Source organism: Pantoea sp. DY-17 (genome assembly GCF_019795975.1).
Taxonomy (GTDB): domain Bacteria; phylum Pseudomonadota; class Gammaproteobacteria; order Enterobacterales; family Enterobacteriaceae; genus Pantoea; species Pantoea leporis.
Genome location: NZ_JAIMIG010000004.1, coordinates 302,488 through 322,436, shown reverse-complemented (window position 1 = coordinate 322,436; position 19,949 = coordinate 302,488). Strand labels below are relative to the sequence as shown.

At 56.3% G+C, this 19,949-nt stretch carries 15 protein-coding genes; 13 read left to right on the top strand and 2 right to left on the bottom strand.

Annotation, left to right across the window (positions count from 1 at the left end; genetic code table 11):
- Window position 1: 1 nt before the first annotated feature.
- Entirely contained in the window at window positions 2-1,738 is a 1,737-nt protein-coding gene (locus K5Y33_RS18300; RefSeq protein WP_222234808.1) for an iron ABC transporter permease, read from the top strand.
- A gap of 200 nt (window positions 1,739-1,938) precedes the next feature.
- Window positions 1,939-4,782, top strand: coding sequence for a bifunctional diguanylate cyclase/phosphodiesterase (locus tag K5Y33_RS18295; RefSeq protein ID WP_222234806.1), 2,844 nt, complete (start codon window positions 1,939-1,941; stop codon window positions 4,780-4,782).
- A 60-nt stretch (window positions 4,783-4,842) separates the two neighbouring features.
- Here K5Y33_RS18295 and ftnA read toward each other — a convergent pair whose 3' ends face one another.
- The gene (gene ftnA / locus K5Y33_RS18290; protein WP_101761821.1) at window positions 4,843-5,349 is read right to left on the bottom strand and encodes a non-heme ferritin; all 507 of its coding nucleotides are present in this window, start codon (window positions 5,347-5,349) and stop codon (window positions 4,843-4,845) included.
- 238 nt (window positions 5,350-5,587) lie between these two features.
- Here ftnA and K5Y33_RS18285 point away from each other — a divergent pair, with 238 nt between their 5' ends.
- The 11 genes from K5Y33_RS18285 to mrdA all read left to right on the top strand — a co-directional run bounded on the left by K5Y33_RS18285 (window position 5,588) and on the right by mrdA (window position 18,372).
- A complete protein-coding gene (locus K5Y33_RS18285) occupies window positions 5,588-6,691 on the top strand; it encodes an amidohydrolase (protein ID WP_137386483.1) in 1,104 nt (367 codons plus the stop codon).
- Between the two features lie 238 nt (window positions 6,692-6,929).
- On the top strand, window positions 6,930-8,519 hold the full coding sequence (gene prfC, locus K5Y33_RS18280) for a peptide chain release factor 3 (protein WP_101761823.1): 1,590 nt from the start codon (window positions 6,930-6,932) through the stop codon (window positions 8,517-8,519).
- Between the two features lie 261 nt (window positions 8,520-8,780).
- Window positions 8,781-9,395 carry a molecular chaperone OsmY gene (gene osmY / locus K5Y33_RS18275; RefSeq protein ID WP_101761824.1) on the top strand — a complete coding sequence of 205 codons (615 nt, stop codon included), beginning with the start codon at window positions 8,781-8,783 and terminating at the stop codon, window positions 9,393-9,395.
- A gap of 93 nt (window positions 9,396-9,488) precedes the next feature.
- A complete protein-coding gene (locus K5Y33_RS18270; protein WP_007893192.1) occupies window positions 9,489-9,650 on the top strand; it encodes a DUF1328 domain-containing protein in 162 nt (53 codons plus the stop codon).
- Window positions 9,651-9,829: 179 nt separating this feature from the next.
- Entirely contained in the window at window positions 9,830-10,882 is a 1,053-nt protein-coding gene (locus K5Y33_RS18265; protein WP_110867276.1) for a patatin family protein, read from the top strand.
- Entirely contained in the window at window positions 10,879-11,658 is a 780-nt protein-coding gene (locus K5Y33_RS18260) for a TatD family hydrolase (protein WP_222234805.1), read from the top strand. Before K5Y33_RS18265 ends, K5Y33_RS18260 begins: the two co-directional genes overlap by 4 nt.
- Window positions 11,659-11,949: 291 nt before the next feature.
- Window positions 11,950-12,729 carry a deoxyribose-phosphate aldolase gene (deoC, locus tag K5Y33_RS18255; RefSeq protein ID WP_192412100.1) on the top strand — a complete coding sequence of 260 codons (780 nt, stop codon included), beginning with the start codon at window positions 11,950-11,952 and terminating at the stop codon, window positions 12,727-12,729.
- 157 nt (window positions 12,730-12,886) lie between these two features.
- Window positions 12,887-14,209, top strand: coding sequence for a thymidine phosphorylase (deoA, locus tag K5Y33_RS18250; protein ID WP_222234803.1), 1,323 nt, complete (start codon window positions 12,887-12,889; stop codon window positions 14,207-14,209).
- Between the two features lie 94 nt (window positions 14,210-14,303).
- On the top strand, window positions 14,304-15,527 hold the full coding sequence (gene deoB, locus K5Y33_RS18245; protein ID WP_222234801.1) for a phosphopentomutase: 1,224 nt from the start codon (window positions 14,304-14,306) through the stop codon (window positions 15,525-15,527).
- Between the two features lie 33 nt (window positions 15,528-15,560).
- Window positions 15,561-16,274, top strand: coding sequence for a purine-nucleoside phosphorylase (deoD, locus tag K5Y33_RS18240; RefSeq protein WP_008103284.1), 714 nt, complete (start codon window positions 15,561-15,563; stop codon window positions 16,272-16,274).
- Between the two features lie 223 nt (window positions 16,275-16,497).
- Window positions 16,498-18,372 carry a penicillin-binding protein 2 gene (gene mrdA, locus K5Y33_RS18235; protein ID WP_222234799.1) on the top strand — a complete coding sequence of 625 codons (1,875 nt, stop codon included), beginning with the start codon at window positions 16,498-16,500 and terminating at the stop codon, window positions 18,370-18,372.
- A 74-nt stretch (window positions 18,373-18,446) separates the two neighbouring features.
- Here the strand turns inward: mrdA and K5Y33_RS23765 are convergent, their stop codons facing one another.
- The gene (locus K5Y33_RS23765) at window positions 18,447-19,769 is read right to left on the bottom strand and encodes a PAS domain-containing methyl-accepting chemotaxis protein (protein WP_110867273.1); all 1,323 of its coding nucleotides are present in this window, start codon (window positions 19,767-19,769) and stop codon (window positions 18,447-18,449) included.
- Window positions 19,770-19,949 lie beyond the last annotated feature (180 nt).

The window sequence follows — 19,949 nt, the reverse complement described above, 5'->3', positions numbered from 1 at the left end:
CATGAGCGTGTTGAGCAACGAATGGCGTAACGCGGCGCGCAAAGCGCCGCGCGTTAACAGCGAACAGCTGATTCTGGCGCTGCTGGTGCTGCTGATTGGTTTGCTGTCGGTGGCGCCGCTGATGCGGCTGGTGTGGACCGCCATTGCGCCCAGCGGCGTGCCGGATATCGCACGCTTAACGCGCCTGCTGGCGAGCGATCGCGTGTTGATCGCCAGCGGCAATACGTTGCTCATCGCGCTCAGTTCTACTTTGATTTCCGTGGTGCTCGGCACCGCCGCTGCGTGGCTGGTGGCGCTTAGCGATCTGCGCGCCAAAACCGCGTGGGTGTTTGCGTTTATCCTGCCGCTGATGATTCCGCCGCAGGTGACGGCGCTGGCCTGGCTGCAGGCGCTGGCTCCGAGCAGTCCGCTGGCGCTGCTGTTCGCCACGCTTGAGTTGCCGTGGTTTGCGCCCGGCGAGCAGCCGCTTTACTCCTTAACCGGCATTGTGCTGCTGCTCGGCACGCACAATGCGCCGTTGGTGTTCCTCACCGTGCGCGCCGGTTTGCGCCGTTTGCCCGCCGATTTGGTGGAAGCGGCCCAGGCCAGCGGTGCGTCACGCGCGCGCATCCTGTTCACCATTGTGCTGCCGCTGGCGCGCCCGGCAATTTTTGCCGGTGCCGCGCTGACCTTCGTTGCGGCGGCGGGCAACTTCGGTATTCAGGCGATGCTGGGGATTCCGGCGCGCGTGCCAACGCTGATCACGCTGGTGTATCAGCAGTTGAATGGCATTGGTCCGAGCGCGCTGCCAAACACCGCGGTGTATGCGTTATTGATTGCGGTAATTACGCTGGCGGGCATGGCGGCCAGCGCCTGGTTGGGCGGACGCCATGATGTGCGCGTCAACGGTGCACCGCGCCTGTGGCAGCAATCGCTGGGGCGCGGGCGTATGGCGGTTGAGGGCGTCGCCTGGCTGTGGATGGCGCTGACCTTGCTGTTGCCGCTCAGCGCGCTGTTGATCACCGCGCTCACCAGCGGTTTTGGCCAGGCGCTGAGCTGGCAAACGCTGACGCTGGAGAACTTCTGCGCCGCGTTGTGGGGTTATCCGGCGGTGCGACAGGCGTTTCTCACCAGCCTCGGATTGACCACGCTGGCGGCGCTGATTTTAACGGTTTGCGCGCTGTTTCTCGCCTATTTCCTCAGCTGGCGGCGAACCAAATTAGTGCGCGGTTTGTGGCTGGCGAGTGAACTGACTTACGCGCTGCCGGGCATTGTCACCGGCGTAGCGGCGATGCTGTTCTTCCTGCGTCCGCTGCCGATCGTCAATGTCTCGCTGTATGGCACTGTGTGGATCATCCTTGCCGCCTATCTGGCGAACTTCCTCGCGCTGGTGCTGCGCCCAACGCTGGCCGGATTCGCCCAGCTGGAACCGGCATTAGATGAAGCGGCACGTTTGTGCGGCGCCGGTTTTCTGCGCCGCATGCGCGACATCTTATTGCCACTGGCGGCACCGTCGGCGCTGGCGGGCAGCGTGCTGGTGTTTCTCACCGCGCTGAATGAAATCCAGGTTTCGGTGCTGCTGGTCACCTCGCAAACGCAAACCATCGGACCGACCATCGTATTCCTTGATGAAGGCGGATCCGCGTCGCTGGCGGCGGCGGTGGGCTGCCTGATGATTGTGGTGGTTTGCTTATTAATGGCGGTTGCCACACGCCTGACGCGACGCTTGCCGCACGGCATTTTACCGTGGCAAGCGTAACGCCAGCCTGCCGTCAACGTATGATGATTTGTGAAGTATCCTACTGAACATTTTCTCGCCACTGCCGATAACTTACCTACCAACATTTGTCTGCGGATGAATAGCGCTTGTCAGCGCTGCGTATTTGCGCTTAAGTCTGCTTGATAATTAAGAATTTTCTTAAGTTTCGACGATACCAGCCCAGCAATAGGCGAATAACAATGAATAATAACTCTGACGTCATGTACCGACTTTTGGTACAGAGCGTGGTGGATTACGCCATTTACATGCTCAAACCCGATGGCACGGTGGCGAACTGGAATAGCGGCGCGCAGCGCGCCAAAGGTTACACGCCCGATGAAATCGTAGGGAAGAATTTTGCGCTGTTCTACAGCGAAGACGATCGTAAAAACGGCGCGCCACAGCGCGGACTGGCGACCGCGACAGCAAACGGGCGCTTTGAAACCGAAGGCTGGCGTTACCGTAAAGATGGCAGCGCGTTTTGGGCGCATGTGGTGATCGACGCTATCCGCGATGAGTTTGGTGAGCTGCTGGGTTTTGCCAAAATCACCCGTGACTGCACCGAGCAGCAAGAGCAGCAGCGCAAACAGCGCGAGCAGGAACAGCGCTTTCGCATGCTGGTGGAAGGCGTCAGTGATTACGCCATCTATATGCTCGATTTGGACGGCAACGTGGAAAACTGGAACGTAGGCGCACAGCGCGCGAAAGGCTACGTTGCCGAAGAGATTGTTGGACAGCACTTCTCACGTTTCTACAGCGCGCAGGAACGTAAAAACCACATCCCGGAAAAAAACCTCACCACTGCCTTCAAAACCGGTCGTTTCGAAGACGAAGGCTACCGGTACCGCAAAGATGGCAGCGCGTTTTGGGCACATGTCATCATTGACGCAATCCGTGATGATGCCGGCAAGCTGATTGGCTACGCCAAAATCACCCGCGACTGCACCGAACAACAGGCGCTGCTGCGTAAACAACACGAGCAGGAGAAGAACTTCCGTCTGCTGGTGGAAGGCGTGCGCGATTACGCCATCTATATGCTGGATGTGCAGGGCCGCGTGGTGAACTGGAACAACGGTGCACAGCGCGCTAAAGGTTATCTGGCTGACGAGATTGTCGGTCAGCACTTCTCGGTGTTTTACAGTTCAGCGGAACGTCATGCCAATGCGCCCGAAGCTAACCTCGGCATTGCGTTGAAAACCGGGCGTTTTGAAGATGAAGGCTGGCGCTACCGCAAAGATGGCTCGGCATTTTGGGCCCACGTTGTTATCGAAGCGATTTATGATGAAAACGGCAAACTGATCGGCTTCGCCAAAATTACCCGCGATATCACCGAACGGCGTGAGAACGAGCAGCAACTGCTGCGCGCACGGGATCTGGCGCAGTCGCAGAGCGCGAAAATGTCGGAGCTGTCGGGTTTTCTCGACACCATCATCAGCAATATTCCCTCATGCGTGATCGTTGAAGATGCCATCAGCCGTGAAATCCTGATGGTGAATGACAAAGCTGAGCAGCTGTTTGGCATTAACAAAGCGCTGATCATGCACAAGCGCCCGCACGAATGTATGTCGGCGGAGCTGGGTGATTACTTCAACAGCCTGGCGGATGTGGCGCTGCGCAGCGAAGGCATCCACTCGCGCGAACAGCTGCTGCTGACGGCGGGCGGCGAGCGCATTCTGCATACGCGTGCCACCACCATCAGTGGCAAAGATATGCGTCAGAACTACGTGATGCTGATTGTCGAGGACGTGACCGATCAGCGCGAAGCCGATGCGCGCATTCGTCATATGGCGCATCACGACAATCTCACCAGCCTGCCGAACCGCGTGCTGTTCCGCCAGAAGCTGAGTGAAGCGTTGCGCGTCGATAGTCAGAACCACCAGGTCAGCGCCACGCTGTGTCTCGATCTCGATAACTTCAAAAACGTCAACGATGCACTCGGCCACCAGATTGGTGATGACCTGCTGCGCGTGGTGGCGAAACGCCTGCGCAGCGCGCTGCGCGATCACGATACGCTGGCGCGCATTGGCGGCGATGAGTTTGCCATCGTGTTACCCAATGTTCGTGCTGCCGATGAAGCGGCGGTGGTGGCGCAGCGGCTGATCGAGGCGATTCGTCCGCCGATCAACGTTGAAGGGCATAATCTGTCGGTGGGCTTGAGCGTTGGCATCGCGCTCACCTCGCAGGCCACCAACACGCCGGAGCATATGCTGCGCTGCGCCGATATGGCGCTGTACGAAGCCAAACGTAATGGCCGTAATCGCTTCGAACACTTCACCATTGAGATGGACAATCAGGCGCGCAGCCGTCGCGTGATTGAGAACGATCTGCGTGATGCGATTTCTGGTCGTCAGCTCAAGCTTTACTATCAGCCGATTACCAACGAGCAGGGCATCATCGGCTATGAAGCGCTGATGCGCTGGCATCACCCGATCAAAGGGCTGATTATGCCGAGCGATTTTATCCCGATCGCTGAAGAGACTGGTTTGATTCACATGCTCGGCGCCTATGCGCTGTATGAAGCCTGCCGCGAAGCGCAGAGCTGGAACACCGAACAATCGGTGTCGGTGAACCTGTCGCCGCTGCAGTTTAAGAACAGCTCGCTGGTGTCGGTGGTGGAAGGTGCGCTGCGGGAATCCGGGCTGGCGCCGCATCGGCTGGAAGTGGAGATCACCGAATCAGTGCTGCTGGACGACACGCTCGGTAATATCCGCACCTTGCAGAGTTTGAAAACGCTTGGCGTGCAGATTGCGCTGGATGATTTCGGCACCGGCTACTCGTCGCTCAGTTATCTGCGTTCATTCCCGTTCGACAAAATCAAAATCGATAAGTCGTTTATCAACGATATGGGCGACAGCCGCGAGGCGCTGGCGATTATCCGCGCTATTACCGGCATGAGCCGCAGCCTCGATATTCAGATCACCGCTGAAGGCGTGGAGAACGGCGAGCAGTTTGCGAAGCTGCGCGAAGAGGGGTGTACGCTATTCCAGGGTTATTTCTTTGGCCGTCCGCAGCCATCGGAATTGCGGTTGAAAGAGTTGGAATAGGCATAAAAAAACGCCCGACATGTCGGGCGTTCTCTATTTTGCTGTGTGTAATCTTTATTATTATGCGCCGTGGCCGTCGACGGACATGTGGCCGAGATCTTTGTCCACCAGGAACAGGCCTTCGCCTTTGTTGCCGACCATCGCCAGTTTATCCAGCACGGTTTTGAACAGCTTCTCTTCTTCATGCTGCTCGGCAACGTACCACTGCAGGAAGTTGAACGTTGAGTAATCCTGCGTGGTTAAGGCGGTGTGCACCAGCTCGTTGATTTTTTTGGTAATCAGCTGCTCATGCTTCAGCGCTTCTTCCAGCACGTCGTTCAGTGAAGTCCAGCTAATCGCTGGCGCCGCAATGCTGCCCAGCACCGGCAAAGCGCCGGCATCGCTGACGTAATCGAACAGCTTCTGCATGTGCTGCATCTCTTCGCGAGAATGCATTTTCAGGAATGAAGCGGCACCTTCATAGCCTTTATCGCTGCACCAGGCGCTCATCTGCAGATAGAGGTTGGCAGAGAAGAATTCGAGGTTCAGTTGGTCGTTTAAACGCGAGGTCATTTCAGCAGTTAACATGGCTGAGTCCTTTTTAATTTGTCAGGTGAAGTACGGCGAATTATGCATCAATCTATACTTTTTTGTGAAGGGTTTTTCGCAAAAAGGTTGAATTTATCTTATTGATTGTAAATGGAATTATTCCACATGTTGAATGCGAGGAGTTCTCATTTTTGACTAATTTTCATTCACGCTGGATTGATTATAGCTGCGCATCGGGCGATGCTGAGGCTTGCCTTTACTTGTCAGGAGCTTAGCGGTGTCGAACGTCTTAGAGCATTACCATTTTCTGCATGAAATTCCCGAACTGGGTTTTCAGGAATTCAAGACCTCTGCTTATATTGCCGATCAGCTCGAGAGCGCCGGAATTAAGGTGACGCGCGGCATCAATAACACCACCGGCATGGTGGCGGAAATCGACAGCGGCGTGCCCGGTCCGGTGCTGGCGCTGCGTGCGGATATGGATGCGCTCGGCCATATCATTGATGGCGTAGCCTGTGCGCGTCACACCTGCGGCCACGATGGCCATTCGTCGGTGGTGCTGACGGCAGCGCAAGAGCTGATGAAAGAGGGCGCGATCAAGAAAGGGCGGCTCAAGCTACTATTCCAGCCGGCGGAAGAGCTCGGTGCGGGTGCGCTGGCGATGATTGAGGGCGGCGCGCTGGAGGATGTGGAGATGATTCTCGGCTTCCATGTGCGTCCGCTGGAAGAGTGTCATGTGGGACAGGCGACGCCAGCGGTGATTTACTCTGCCTGCAGCACGCTGGAAGCCACCATCAAAGGTGCACCGGCGCATGCGGCGCGTCCGCATTTGGGCGTCAACGCGCTGGATGCGGCGGTGCAAGCGGTACAGGCCGTCAACGCCATCCATCTGCCGCCGGGTTTGACCTGGAGCGTGAAAGCTACACGCTTTCTGTGCGATGCGGGCGTGACCAACTCGGTGCCGGATGAGGCGCGCGTGGTGTGGGATCTGCGTTCGCAGGAAAACGCGCCAATGGCGGTGCTGAAAGAGAAAGTCACGCTGGCGATTCAGCACAGCGTGGCGGCGCTGGGTGCCACGGCCGACGTGGTGGTGCTAAAAGAGATGCCAGCAGCAGAAATTCATGAAGAAGCCACGGCGGTGATTCGCGCGGCGATTGTCGACGTGCTGGGCGACGCCGGTTTGCTGGATACCAAAACCACGCCGGGCAGCGAAGATTTCTTCTATTACCCGGTGAAAAACCCGCAGGTGAAAGCCGGTTTCTGGGGATTGGGAACCAATCTGGTGCCGGGTTTACATCATCCTGAGATGCGCTTTGAGCTGAGCTCGCTGGAGATTGGGGTGAAGATCTTCAAGGCGGCAGTGGTGCGGGTGTTGGGGTGATTAGAGGGTTAGGGTGAGGGCTATTAGGGCACCGATTCCCCCTTTCTGCGAAATATTGTATGCTATGCCGCCTCAATGCTGACGGGATTCAGGACTGCCGCCAATGTAGATCGCACACCTCTTGCTGTGAACCGACGCCACTGCGTCGCCATTGGCCGCGTTATCCTGCGGAATGACCTCGAAACGATTTATTCGCAGCGCGCTGTCCGCGTGTTGCCCTTGAAGAAGAATTCACTCAATGTCTAATGCCTCCTTTTTAGAAGAAGTGGCGCGCCGCCGTACCTTTGCGATCATCTCGCATCCGGACGCCGGTAAAACCACAATCACCGAAAAAGTGCTGCTGTTCGGACAGGCGATTCAAACCGCCGGTACCGTCAAAGGCCGCGGCTCCAACCAGCACGCGAAATCGGACTGGATGGAGATGGAGAAACAACGTGGTATCTCCATCACCACCTCGGTGATGCAGTTCCCGTATCGCGACAGCCTCGTGAACCTGCTGGATACGCCAGGACACGAAGACTTCTCTGAAGATACTTACCGTACGCTGACGGCGGTTGACTGCTGTTTGATGGTGATCGACGCCGCGAAAGGTGTTGAGGATCGCACCCGCAAGCTGATGGAAGTGACGCGCCTGCGCGATACGCCAATCATCACCTTTATGAACAAACTCGACCGTGACATCCGCGATCCCATGGAGCTGCTGGATGAAGTGGAGAGTGAGCTGAAGATCGCCTGCGCACCTATTACCTGGCCGATTGGCTGCGGCAAGTTGTTCAAAGGGGTTTATCACCTCTACAACGACGAAACTTACCTGTATCAAACCGGTAAAGGCCACACCATTCAGGAAGTGCGCATTGTTAAGGGGCTGGCGAATCCAGAACTGGATGCCGCAGTAGGCGAAGATCTGGCACAGCAGCTGCGCGATGAGCTGGAGCTGGTGCAGGGCGCTTCGCACGAGTTCGATCAGGAGCTGTTCCTGAGTGGCGAGATCACGCCGGTGTTCTTCGGTACCGCGCTGGGTAACTTCGGCGTTGATCATATGCTGGATGGCCTGGTTAGCTGGGCGCCGCGTCCAATGCCGCGCAACACCGACGCGCGTTTGGTGGAAGCAAAGGAAGAGAAATTCAGCGGCTTCGTGTTTAAGATCCAGGCAAACATGGACCCGAAGCACCGCGACCGCGTCGCCTTTATGCGTGTGGTATCCGGCAAGTACGAAAAAGGCATGAAGCTGCGTCAGGTGCGTACCGGTAAAGATGTGGTGATTTCCGATGCACTGACCTTTATGGCCGGCGACCGTTCGCACGTAGAAGAAGCCTATCCGGGCGACATCATTGGTCTGCACAACCACGGCACCATTCAGATTGGCGACACCTTTACGCAGGGTGAAAACATGAAGTTCACCGGCATTCCGAACTTCGCGCCAGAGCTGTTCCGCCGTATCCGTCTGCGCGATCCGCTGAAGCAGAAACAGCTGCTGAAAGGGCTGGTTCAGCTGTCGGAAGAGGGCGCGGTGCAGGTGTTCCGCCCGGTACACAACAACGATCTGATTGTGGGCGCGGTCGGTGTGCTGCAGTTCGAAGTGGTGGTGGCGCGCCTGAAAAGCGAATACAACGTTGAAGCGATCTACGAAGCCATCAACGTCTCAACCGCTCGCTGGGTTGAGTGTGATGATGCGAAGAAATTCGACGATTTCCAGCGTAAAAATGAAGTGAACCTGGCGCTCGATGGCGGTGATAACCTCACGTATATCGCGCCAACCATGGTGAACCTCAACATCACTCAGGAACGCTATCCTGACGTGAGATTCCGCAAAACGCGCGAGCACTAATCGCCGTTGCCAGCAGGGCCTGTGATTTTCACTGGCCCTGTTTTGTTTGTTACAGACTCCTCCTAATTCCGCTGTTTTTTTCTCTTTTTGGCGATATATCAACCACAAGAGCCAGCAAAAGCTGTAATCCCTACTACTATTATCCTGTCGGACGAGAAAAGAGACCTTTCGGGTTTCATTACGTCCAGTAACTCAGCAACGCCGTTCGTTGCTGGCGCATCCGCGATAACGGATGAGTTAACTGATAGAAGGATGATATCGATGAATAAGACTAAGATTGCTAAAACCCTGATTGCTGCCCTGGCCGGTTCTGCTCTGCTGAGCGGTGCGGCGTTTGCAGATGAATCACTGTCGCAGAAAGCACAGCAAACCTCCGACAGCGCGGGTGCGAAGATCGATAGCTCTATGAAAAAAGTCGATGGCTATATGGATGACAGCGGCATCACGGCTAAAGCCAAAGCGGCGCTGGTGGATGATGACGCAATTAAAAGCACGGATATCTCCGTCAAAACGCACGATGGCGTGGTGACACTGAGCGGCTTCGTGGCTTCTCAGGATCAGGCTGAAAAAGCCGTCGCGCTGGTGCAGAAAGTCGAAGGTGTGAAATCCGTCAGCGACAAACTACACGTTAAAGACAGCAAAAATGCTTCTCTGAAAGGTTATGCGGGCGATACCGCAACCACCAGCGAAATTAAAGCTAAGCTTTTAGCAGATGATATCGTGCCATCACGCAACGTTAAGGTTGAAACCACCGACGGCGTGGTGCAGTTATCAGGGGAAGTGGCGAATCAGGCACAGTCCGATCGTGCTGAGAAGATCGCCAAAGCCATTGAAGGCGTGAAAAGCGTGAAGAATGACCTGAAGGTGAAATCTTAACGCGAGCGACTCGGCACCAGCAGGTGCCGTTTCGTAATAAAAACAAAGGTGTAAATAAGCAGTTCGATTTTCACAATGGTAAAGGAGAGGCTTATGTTTCGTTGGGGTATTATCTTTCTGGTCATCGCTCTGATTGCTGCGGCATTAGGTTTCGGCGGTCTGGCGGGTACGGCAGCATGGGCAGCTAAAATTGTCTTCATTGTCGGTATTATTCTGTTCCTCGTGAGCCTGTTTACCGGGCGCAAACGACCCTGACTACTTGCGTCTCAATAGACGCTAACCCGCGAGTCACCTAAAGCGGAGACCGGTCTTGTGCGGCATACTACGAAGCCGCAACGATTGCAGAAGCAATTGGTCAGGGAACGACAATGACTGGTTCTCCGGGATGCTGCTTCGGCGACTCCCTCAGAGCAAGCAACACTGAGGGACATCCATTGGGCACACGTATACCGTTGACATTAGGTTCATTCGAACCGCTGGCTTTAACTCCTTTCAAATCAAATAAAATTGCCTTGGTGTGCGAAGGCGGCGGTCAGCGCGGCATCTTTACCGCAGGCGTGCTGGACGAATTTCAACGCGCAGGCTTCAATCCTTTTCAACTGTTACTCGGCACCTCGGCCGGGGCGCAAAACCTGTCGGCTTTTGTCTGTGGCCAGCCTGGCTACGCGCGACGCGTGATCTCCCGTTACACCACCAGCAAACTGTTCTTTGATCCGCTACGATTCGTGCGCGGCGGGCATCTTATCGATCTCGATTGGCTGATCGATATCACTAAACAGGAATTCCCGCTGGCGCTCAACACCGCCGAAGGGCTGTTTGCCAAAGGCAGCGAATTCTATATGTGCGCCTGCCGCAGCGACGATTACCGCGCCGAGTACTTCAACCCGATCAGCACCAACTGGCACGACATCCTAAAAGCGTCCAGCGCGATCCCCGGTTTTTACCGCAGCGGCGTGCAGATGGACGGCGTGAGCTATCTTGACGGCGGCATCAGCGATGCCATTCCGGTACGCGAAGCTGCGCGCCGTGGCGCGGATACCATTGTGGTGATCCGCACCGTGCCGTCGCAGGTGTCGTACACGCCGAAGTGGTTTAAACGCATGGAACGCTTTTTGTCCGACAGCGCATTGCAGCCGATGATCAACATCCTGCATCAGCATGAAGAGAGCTATCGCGAAATTCAGCAGTTCATCGAGCAGCCGCCGGATAATCTGCGCATCATCGAAATCTGTCCGCCGAAACCGCTGGCGAGCATGGCGCTTGGCAGCCGCTTGTCATCGCTGAATCAGGATTACCATTTAGGCCGCCGCAGCGGGCGCTATTTCCTCGCCACGCTTGGTCAATGGCTAAGCGATGCTGAGCCGCTGGTGCGTTCAACCACGGTTACGCCGCCGGCAGCGGTGGCGAATGCGCCTGACAATCGCCCGCTGATTACGCCCGCGCTGGCGGAAAACGATGCCGATTTTGATAAAGGCTCGCTGGCATGAGGTTTATCGACACGCATTGCCACTTCGATTTCCCGCCGTTCGTTGATGATGCGCACGCCAGCATTGCACGCGCTGCGCAAGCCGGCGTGGAACGCATCATTGTACCGAGCGTGGATGCCAGCCGTTTCGCGCTTGTGACGCAACTGGCGCAGCAGCATCCGGCGCTATATGCCGCGCTGGGTCTGCATCCAATCAATATTGCTGAGCATCAGGAAGATGCGCACCTTGATGAATTAGCGCGCTGGCTGAAAAAGCCGGATAGCAAGCGTGTGGCGATCGGCGAGATCGGCCTCGATCTTTATATGGACGATGCGCAATTTGCCAAACAGACGCGGCTGCTCGATAAGCAGCTCAAGCTGGCGAAGCAGCACGATCTGCCAGTGATTTTGCACTCGCGCCGCACCCACGATCAATTAGCGCTGCATTTACGTCGTCACGATCTGCCACGTCGCGGCGTGGTACACGGTTTTGCGGGTAGCCAGCAGCAGGCGGAGCGCTTTATTCAGCTTGGCTATGCCATTGGCGTTGGCGGCACCATCACCTATGAACGCGCCAGTAAAACCCGCAACACCATCGCCAACCTGCCGCTCAAGGCGTTATTACTGGAAACCGACGCGCCCGATATGCCGCTGCACGGTTTTCAGGGCCAGCCCAATCGTCCGGAGCGGGCGCGCAATGTGTTTGACGTGCTGTGTCAGTTACGCAGCGAATCCCCTGAAGAGATCGCCGATGCGCTTTGGCATAACAGCCAGCAGCTGTTCGCCTTGCCTGCCTGATTCTCACCCGACAGATTCTGCATTTACGCTGCCTTACGCCTGATTAGCTACATTGATAAAGCTGAGAGTACACTTTTGCGTCCATTTTTGTGATAATAATAACAATGGCCATCACGGCGCATTCCCGCCTGGTTAGCGATTATTTGTGATAATCATCACTAAATAATTGTATTTAAATGACAGGTTTTCTTTTTCGTGTGACGTGAAGCGCAATTCATTGTCACGGTAGTTGTTAGAATTATCACATTTCCCGGTGGGTTGTGCCCGCCGATCTGAATTTTGGAGAGCATCATGACCGACTTGAAAGCAGCAGCACAGCGCGCATTGCAACTTATGGATTTAACCACCCTGAACGAAGACGACACCGACGAGAAGGTGATCGCGCTGTGCCGTCAGGCGAAATCCCCAGCCGGTAACACCGCTGCCATCTGCATCTATCCGCGTTTCATCCCGGCAGCACGTAAAGCGCTGCGCGAGCAGGGCACGCCGGAAATCCGCATCGCCACCGTCACCAACTTCCCGCACGGCAACGATGACGTTGAGATCGCGCTGGCCGAAACCCGCGCGGCCATCGCCTACGGCGCTGACGAAGTGGATGTGGTGTTCCCGTATCGTGCGCTGATTGCCGGCAACCGCGATATCGGTTTCGAGCTGGTAAAAGCCTGTAAAGAAGCCTGCGCGGCGGCGAACGTGCTGCTGAAAGTGATTATCGAAAGCGGCGAGCTGAAAGACGAAGCGCTGATTCGTGCCGCTTCGGAAATCGCTATCGATGCGGGTGCCGATTTCATCAAAACCTCCACCGGTAAAGTGCCGGTCAACGCGACGCCAGAAGTGGCGGCGATCATGATGCAAGTGATCCGCGACAAAGGCGTGAAGCAGCAGGTTGGTTTCAAACCGGCGGGCGGCGTGCGCACTGCAGAAGACGCGGCGCTTTATCTGCAGCTGGCGGACGACATTCTGGGTGAAGGCTGGGCGGATGCGCGTCATTTCCGCTTCGGTGCCTCCAGCCTGCTGGCAAGCCTGCTGAATACGCTGGGCCACGAAACCGCGACCAGCAAAGCCGGTTATTAATCTCTTTCGCTGATGGTTCTGCGATTCGTAGCGGCGCGATTTATCGCGCTGGTTTTTACGCTTCAGCCCCGACTTAACATCGCGCGATAAATCGCGCCGCTACGGCAGGTGCAAGCTGCCGTATCATTTCAATTTCTATCCCTTCAGGGAGGCAACCGTGTTCCTGCCACAAGAAATTATTCGTAAAAAACGCGACGGCCAGGCGCTGAGTGAAGCGGAGATTCGCTTCTTCATCAACGGCGTGCGCGACAACAGCGTTTCGGAAGGTCAAATTGCCGCATTGGCGATGACCATCTATTTCCATGATATGACGCTCGACGAGCGCGTGGCGCTGACTATGGCGATGCGCGACTCCGGCACGGTGCTGAACTGGAAATCGCTGAATCTCAACGGCCCGATTGTTGATAAACACTCCACCGGCGGCGTTGGCGATGTCACTTCGCTGATGCTCGGCCCGATGATAGCGGCGTGCGGCGGTTATGTGCCGATGATCTCCGGGCGCGGCCTCGGCCACACCGGCGGCACGCTGGATAAACTGGAAGCGATTCCGGGCTTTGATATCTTCCCGAGCGACGATCGTTTCCGCCAGATTATCAAAGACGTCGGCATCGCGATTATCGGTCAGACCAATTCGCTGGCGCCGGCCGACAAACGTTTTTACGCCACGCGCGATATCACTGCCACCGTGGACTCCATCCCGCTGATCACCGCGTCGATCCTCGCCAAAAAACTGGCGGAAGGATTGGATGCGCTGGTGATGGATGTGAAAGTGGGCTCCGGCGCCTTTATGCCGACCTTTGAAGCCTCAGAAAATCTGGCGCAGGCGATTGTTGGCGTCGCCAATGGCGCAGGTTGTAAAACCACCGCGCTGCTCACCGACATGAATCAGGTGCTGGCTTCTACCGCCGGTAATGCGCTGGAAGTGCGTGAAGCGGTGCAGTTCCTGACAGGCGAGGCGCGCAATCCGCGCTTGCTGGAAGTGACGATGGCGCTGTGCGCGGAAATGCTGATCTCCGGCAAACTGGCTGAGAATGACGCCGATGCGCGCCAAAAGCTGCAGCAGGTGCTGGATAACGGCAAAGCCGCTGAAGTATTTGCCCGCATGGTGGCGGCGCAAAAGGGTCCGGTAGATTTCATCGAGCGCATGGACAGCTATCTGCCCGCGCCAACGCTGAGCAAAGCGGTATACGCCGATGGCGCCGGTATCGTCAGCGCAATGGATACGCGTGCGCTCGGCATGGCGGTGGTTGCGCTCGGCGGGGGGCGCCAGCGCGCCAGCGACAGCATTGATTACAGCGTGGGCCTGAGCGACATGACCACGCTCGGCACGCAGATTGACGCACAGCGTCCGCTGGCAATTATCCACGCCGCGTCGGAAGCGCAGTGGCAGCAGGCCGCCGCCGCCGTTAAAGCAGCCATCACGCTGAGCGACACTGCGCCAGCGATCACGCCGGTAGTTTATCGTCGCATTAGCGAATAACTGGCGCTTCTTCGTGCCAGGCAGCGGCCGTTCGGGTATACTGATCTGATCGCTTTTTTTTGACTTGTCATCGCGCATTGCGCAGGAGACTTGCATGAAACGTGCTTTTATTATGGTTCTCGACTCCTTCGGGATCGGCTCCAGCAAAGACGCCGATAAATTCGGTGATGAAGGATCGGACACGCTCGGCCATATCGCCGAAGCCTGTTTCGAAGGCCGCGCCAATGAAGGTCGCGAAGGCCCGCTGCACTTACCGAACCTGACCAAACTGGGCCTCGGCAAAGCGGCTGAGCTCTCTACCGGTCGTTTCCCGCCAGGCCTCGATCCCAACGCGGAAATCATCGGTGCGTATGCTTACGCCAGCGAATTGTCGTCCGGTAAAGATACGCCGTCGGGCCACTGGGAAATCGCTGGCGTGCCGGTGCTGTTTGATTGGGGCTACTTCAGCGATAAAGAGAACAGCTTCCCGCAGGCGCTGCTGGATATTCTGGTGAAACGTGCCGATCTGCCGGGATATCTCGGTAATTGTCACTCATCGGGCACGGTGATCCTCGACCAGCTCGGCGAAGAGCACATGAAAACCGGCAAGCCGATTTTCTACACCTCGGCGGATTCGGTTTTCCAGATTGCCTGCCATGAAGAGACCTTTGGCCTCGATCGCCTGTACGAACTGTGTGAAATCGCCCGTGAGGAGCTGACCAATGGTGGCTACAACATCGGTCGCGTGATTGCGCGTCCGTTCGTGGGCGACAAAGCGGGTAACTTCGAGCGTACCGGCAACCGTCATGATCTGGCGGTGGAGCCGCCTTCAGCGACCATGCTGAAAAAACTGGTTGATGAGAAGGGCGGTGAAGTGATTTCGGTGGGTAAAATTGCCGATATCTACGCCGAGCAGGGCATCACGCAGAAAGTCAAAGCCACCGGCTTAGACGCGCTGTTCAACGCTACCATTGAGCAGATGAAGAAAGCGCCAGATACTTCGATTGTGTTCACTAACTTCGTTGATTTTGACTCAACGTGGGGACATCGTCGCGATATCGCCGGTTATGCGGGCGGACTGGAGTTGTTCGATCGTCGTTTGCCAGAGCTGATGGAGTTGGTGCAAGAGGGCGACATTCTGATCCTCACCGCCGATCACGGCTGCGATCCAAGCTGGAAAGGCACCGAGCACACGCGTGAGCACATTCCGATTCTGATCTACGGCCCGAATGTGAAGCCAGGATCGCTGGGATACCGCGATACCTTCGCGGATATCGGTCAGACCATCGCAAAATATTTTGGCCTGTCCAGCATGGACTACGGCAAGAGCATGCTGTAAAACAGCGCCCCAAATTTAATAAGGAAAATAACCATGGCAACGCCTCATATTAATGCAGAAATGGGTGATTTCGCGGACGTCGTGCTGATGCCAGGCGATCCGCTGCGCGCAAAGCACATTGCGGAAACCTTCCTCGAAGATGTGGTGGAAGTGAACAACGTGCGCGGCATGCTGGGTTACACCGGGACTTATAAAGGCCGCAAGATTTCGGTGATGGGTCACGGCATGGGCATTCCATCCTGCTCGATCTACACCAAAGAGCTGATCACCGATTTCGGCGTGAAGAAGATTATCCGTGTCGGTTCTTGCGGCGCAGTGCGCGCAGACGTGAAACTGCGCGACGTGGTGATTGGTATGGGTGCCTGCACCGATTCCAAAGTGAACCGCATGCGCTTCAAGGATCACGACTTCGCGGCGATTGCTGACTTCGACATGGTGCGTAACGCCGTTGATGCCGCGAAAGCGCTGGGCGTTGATGCGCGTGTGGGTAACATCTTCTCCGCCGATCTGTTCTATACGCCAGATCCGCAGATGTTCGACGTGATGGAGAAGTACGGCATTCTGGGTGTGGAGATGGAAGCGGCGGGTATTTACGGCGTGGCAGCAGAGTTTGGTGCGAAAGCGCTGACCATCTGTACCGTGTCGGACCACATCCGCACCCACGAGCAGACCACGGCGGCAGAGCGTCAGACCACCTTTAACGATATGATTAAGATCGCGCTGGAGTCAGTGCTGCTGGGCGATTAATCTCTTTTCCCTCACCCTAACCCTCTCCCGCACGCGGGAGAGGGGACCAGTCGGCGCTTTTTTTCTCCCTCTCCCGGTGGGAGAGGGCCGGGGTGAGGGCACCATACCGCACCATCCCGTAAACATCTGACACACTTTTACCCAGGCTTGTGCATCTTCGTGCTGGCTCTGAAACAATCTCTGCTTATCATTAGCGTGATAACAAAGAGACTAAGCCCACCTGATGAATTTCCGTAATTTCGAAGCAGAAGAAAAGCTGTTTGCCCGCCGTGCGATTGTCGCTTTTGCCCTGGTTGTCATCTGCTTTACCATTTTAGGCATCAACCTGTATCGCCTGCAGGTCGATCAGCACAGCTATTACCAGACGCGTTCCAACGAAAACGACATCAAAATGATCCCCATCGCGCCCACGCGTGGATTGATCTTCGATCGCAACGGCATTCCGCTGGTGCGCAACGTCAGCTGGTATGACATTCACATCACGCCGTACAAAATCGACAACATGCAGGAAACGCTGAAAGAGCTGACGCCGATTGTCGATCTTACGCCGGAAGAGATTGAAACCTTCGAGCACGAGCTCAAACAGAACAGCCGCTACAAGCCGGTTGAACTGAAAGCGGAACTGACTGACGAAGAAGTTGCGCGCTTCGCCGTCAATCAATTCCGCTTTAGCGGCGTCACCGTCGATACCTATCAGGACCGTGAATATCCTTACGGTGCCGACCTGGCGCACGTGCTTGGCTATGTTTCGAAAATCAACGATAACGACTACAAACGCCTGAACGCAGAAGGCGTTGGCGAGAACTACGCGGCTGACCACAACATCGGTAAGCAGGGCATTGAAGGCTATTATGAATCGCTGCTGCACGGCAAAACCGGCTATCAGGAAGTGGAAGTGGATAACCACGGCCGCATCGTGCGCGTGCTGAAAGAGGTGCCGCCGGTGGCCGGTCAGAACATCACGCTGACGCTCGATCTGCATCTGCAGCAGTACGTCGAGAGCCAGCTAGCCGGGCAACGTGCGGCGGCGCTGATTGAAGATCCGCACGACGGCAGCGTGCTGGCGATGGTTTCCGCGCCGAGCTACGATCCCAATCCGTTCGTCAAAGGCATCAGCTACAAAGCCTATAAAGCCCTGCTGCAGGATAAAGATCTGCCGCTGATCAACCGCGTTACGCAAGGCTTGTATCCACCGGCGTCCACCGTGAAGCCTTATATGGCGATGTCGGCGCTGCTGACCAAAGTCATCACGCCGAGCTTTACCCTATTTGGCGCGCCGACCTGGACGCTGCCGGGCACCGATCGTAAATATCGCGACTGGAAAAAAACCGGTCACGGCATGCTGGACGTCACCAAAGCCATCGAAGAGTCGGCGGACAGCTTCTTCTATCAGGTGGCGTTTATGATGGGCATCGATCGCATCCACACCATGCTGAGCCAGTTTGGCTACGGCAAATCGACCGGCATCGATCTTAACGAAGAGTACGCTGGATTGCTGCCGAGCCGCGAATGGAAGCAGAAGGTGCACAAACACGTGTGGTATCAGGGCGATACCGTTTCAGTGGGCATTGGGCAAGGTTATTGGGTGGCGACGCCGATTCAAATGGTGAAAGCGATGGTGGCGCTCATCAACAACGGGCGTGTGATCAATCCCCATCTGCTGGAGAAATCACAGCGCGGCAAGGAGGTGCAGCTCTACCAGGCAAAACTACCGCAGCCGCAGATTGGCGATGCTAAATCGCCGTATTGGTCGCTGGTGCGCCACGCGATGTTCGGCATGGCGAATGCGCCGAACGGCACCGGCTACAAATACTTTCACACCGCGCCGTACGGCATTGCGGCGAAATCCGGCACCTCGCAGGTATTCAGTCTGAAACAGAATCAGGTGTATAACGCCAAAATGACGCCGATGCGCCTGCGTGACCACATCTTCTACACCGCGTTTGCGCCGTTTAACGATCCCAAAGTGGCGGTGGCGTTGATTCTGGAAAACGGCGGCAACGAAGGCGTCACGGCGGCACCGCTGATGCGTAATATTCTCGACCACATCTTTATGCCGGAAGCCTCACCGCCGCCGGTGGCGACGGCGGCGCAGTAAACCATGCGGCCATGGCAGGTTATTGTCATGCCGCATAGTTTGTGGGGTCGCGGTGCATTGCGACCTGCAACGCATCACTCCTCTCGCAATGTCGCGGTAACATGCCCAATCGCGCGTACCACTTCGCTGGAACTGTCACGAATATCCGCCATCATGCCTCCAGCTTCCTTCGCCAACCCCACGCCCTGATCGGCGCGTTTCAGGTTGGAGGCGATACCTTTCAGCGCTTTCTCGGCCAGCGTATGGTTCTGCTGCACCATGTTCTCAATTTCGGTGGTGGCGCGATTGATGTTGGCCGCCAGCGTGCGCACTTCATTGGCCACCACGGCAAAGCTGCGACCATGCTGACCGGCACGCGCCGCTTCCACCGCGGCGTTCAGCGCCAGCAGGTTGGTTTGATCGGCAATCCGGCGAATACTCTCAACAATGGCGCCAATGCGATCCGACGACTGACTCAGATCGTTGATATCACCAGAAATGCCGTGCAGCTCGCCCGCCAAATCATTCATGGTCTGCACGCTGTTCTCAATCACCGTGGCGCCAAGGCGCGTGCTTTCGCTGGTTTGCAGTGCGGTTTGATACGCCTGCTGCGCCGCGTCGCGCTCTTGCTGATTCTTCTCCACCTGCGCGGTGACATCGGTAGCGAACTTCACCACTTTGTACAGCTCGCCGGTTTCGTTAAACACCGGGTTGTAAGTGGCGCGCAGCCACACCGTTTGGCCGCGTTTATTTACGCGCTGGAACTGGCCGGAGATAAATTCGCCCTGATTCAGCTTGTGCCAGAAGCGGCGATATTCGTCGCTGTTGCGCATCTCCGGCGGGCAGAACTGGCTGTGATGCACGCCGATCACTTCTGACGCGTTATAGCCCATGGTTTTCAGGAAGTTGTCGTTGGTCATCAACACTTCGCCCTTGAGATTGAAGGCAATCACCGCCATCGAACGCTCAATCGCGGTGGTCATGGCGCGCTGCTCTTGCGCGTCCATGATGCGCGCGGTGATATCGCTCGCCAGCTTGACGATTTTGATCACGCGGCCGCTGCGATCCTGCACCGGCACGTAATTCGCCTCCAGCCAGATAGGACGGCTGTGTTTCGCCACGCGCAGGAATTTATCGCTGAAGCCTTCGCCGCGATTCAGGCGTCGCCAGAAGTCGCGGTATTGCGGTGAGTTAAGCATATCGGCGGTGCAGAACATGCTGTGATGCTGACCAACAATCTCTTTGAGCGTGTAACCCATGCGCTCGAGAAACAGCTCGTTGGCGGTAAGGATCTTCCCCTCTGGGGTGAATTCGACCATGGCAATGGCATCTTGTAATGAACTGAGCGTTGCCTTGCTGTGACCGCGTTTTTGCCACGCAAGGCGTGACAGTATTCCTGATGTAATAGTGCTGAACATGGTGGACCTTATTATTGGTATCGGTTGTCAGCAAGGTTATCGGCACAAGCGACTAAAAATTCACCTATACCAGCGATAGGCGAATGAATTTTTACCGGTTGGTCTGGAGGTTGCTGTAAAAGGCATCAGTCAGCTGATTTTTGCCGAAAAGCGTTTGACGGTGCCGCGCGAGTAGGGTTT

What these genes read in the sequence shown, in the direction of transcription:
- prfC (WP_101761823.1), top strand. Translation starts at nt 6,930, where the DNA reads ATGTCTAATGCCTCCTTTTTAGAAGAAGTGGCGCGCCGCCGTACCTTT.
- K5Y33_RS18270 (WP_007893192.1), top strand. Translation starts at nt 9,489, where the DNA reads ATGTTTCGTTGGGGTATTATCTTTCTGGTCATCGCTCTGATTGCTGCG.
- deoB (WP_222234801.1), top strand. Translation starts at nt 14,304, where the DNA reads ATGAAACGTGCTTTTATTATGGTTCTCGACTCCTTCGGGATCGGCTCC.
- K5Y33_RS18260 (WP_222234805.1), top strand. Translation starts at nt 10,879, where the DNA reads ATGAGGTTTATCGACACGCATTGCCACTTCGATTTCCCGCCGTTCGTT.
- K5Y33_RS18295 (WP_222234806.1), top strand. Translation starts at nt 1,939, where the DNA reads ATGAATAATAACTCTGACGTCATGTACCGACTTTTGGTACAGAGCGTG.
- deoC (WP_192412100.1), top strand. Translation starts at nt 11,950, where the DNA reads ATGACCGACTTGAAAGCAGCAGCACAGCGCGCATTGCAACTTATGGAT.
- K5Y33_RS23765 (WP_110867273.1), bottom strand. Translation starts at nt 19,769, where the DNA reads ATGTTCAGCACTATTACATCAGGAATACTGTCACGCCTTGCGTGGCAA.
- K5Y33_RS18300 (WP_222234808.1), top strand. Translation starts at nt 2, where the DNA reads ATGAGCGTGTTGAGCAACGAATGGCGTAACGCGGCGCGCAAAGCGCCG.
- deoD (WP_008103284.1), top strand. Translation starts at nt 15,561, where the DNA reads ATGGCAACGCCTCATATTAATGCAGAAATGGGTGATTTCGCGGACGTC.
- ftnA (WP_101761821.1), bottom strand. Translation starts at nt 5,349, where the DNA reads ATGTTAACTGCTGAAATGACCTCGCGTTTAAACGACCAACTGAACCTC.
- osmY (WP_101761824.1), top strand. Translation starts at nt 8,781, where the DNA reads ATGAATAAGACTAAGATTGCTAAAACCCTGATTGCTGCCCTGGCCGGT.
- mrdA (WP_222234799.1), top strand. Translation starts at nt 16,498, where the DNA reads ATGAATTTCCGTAATTTCGAAGCAGAAGAAAAGCTGTTTGCCCGCCGT.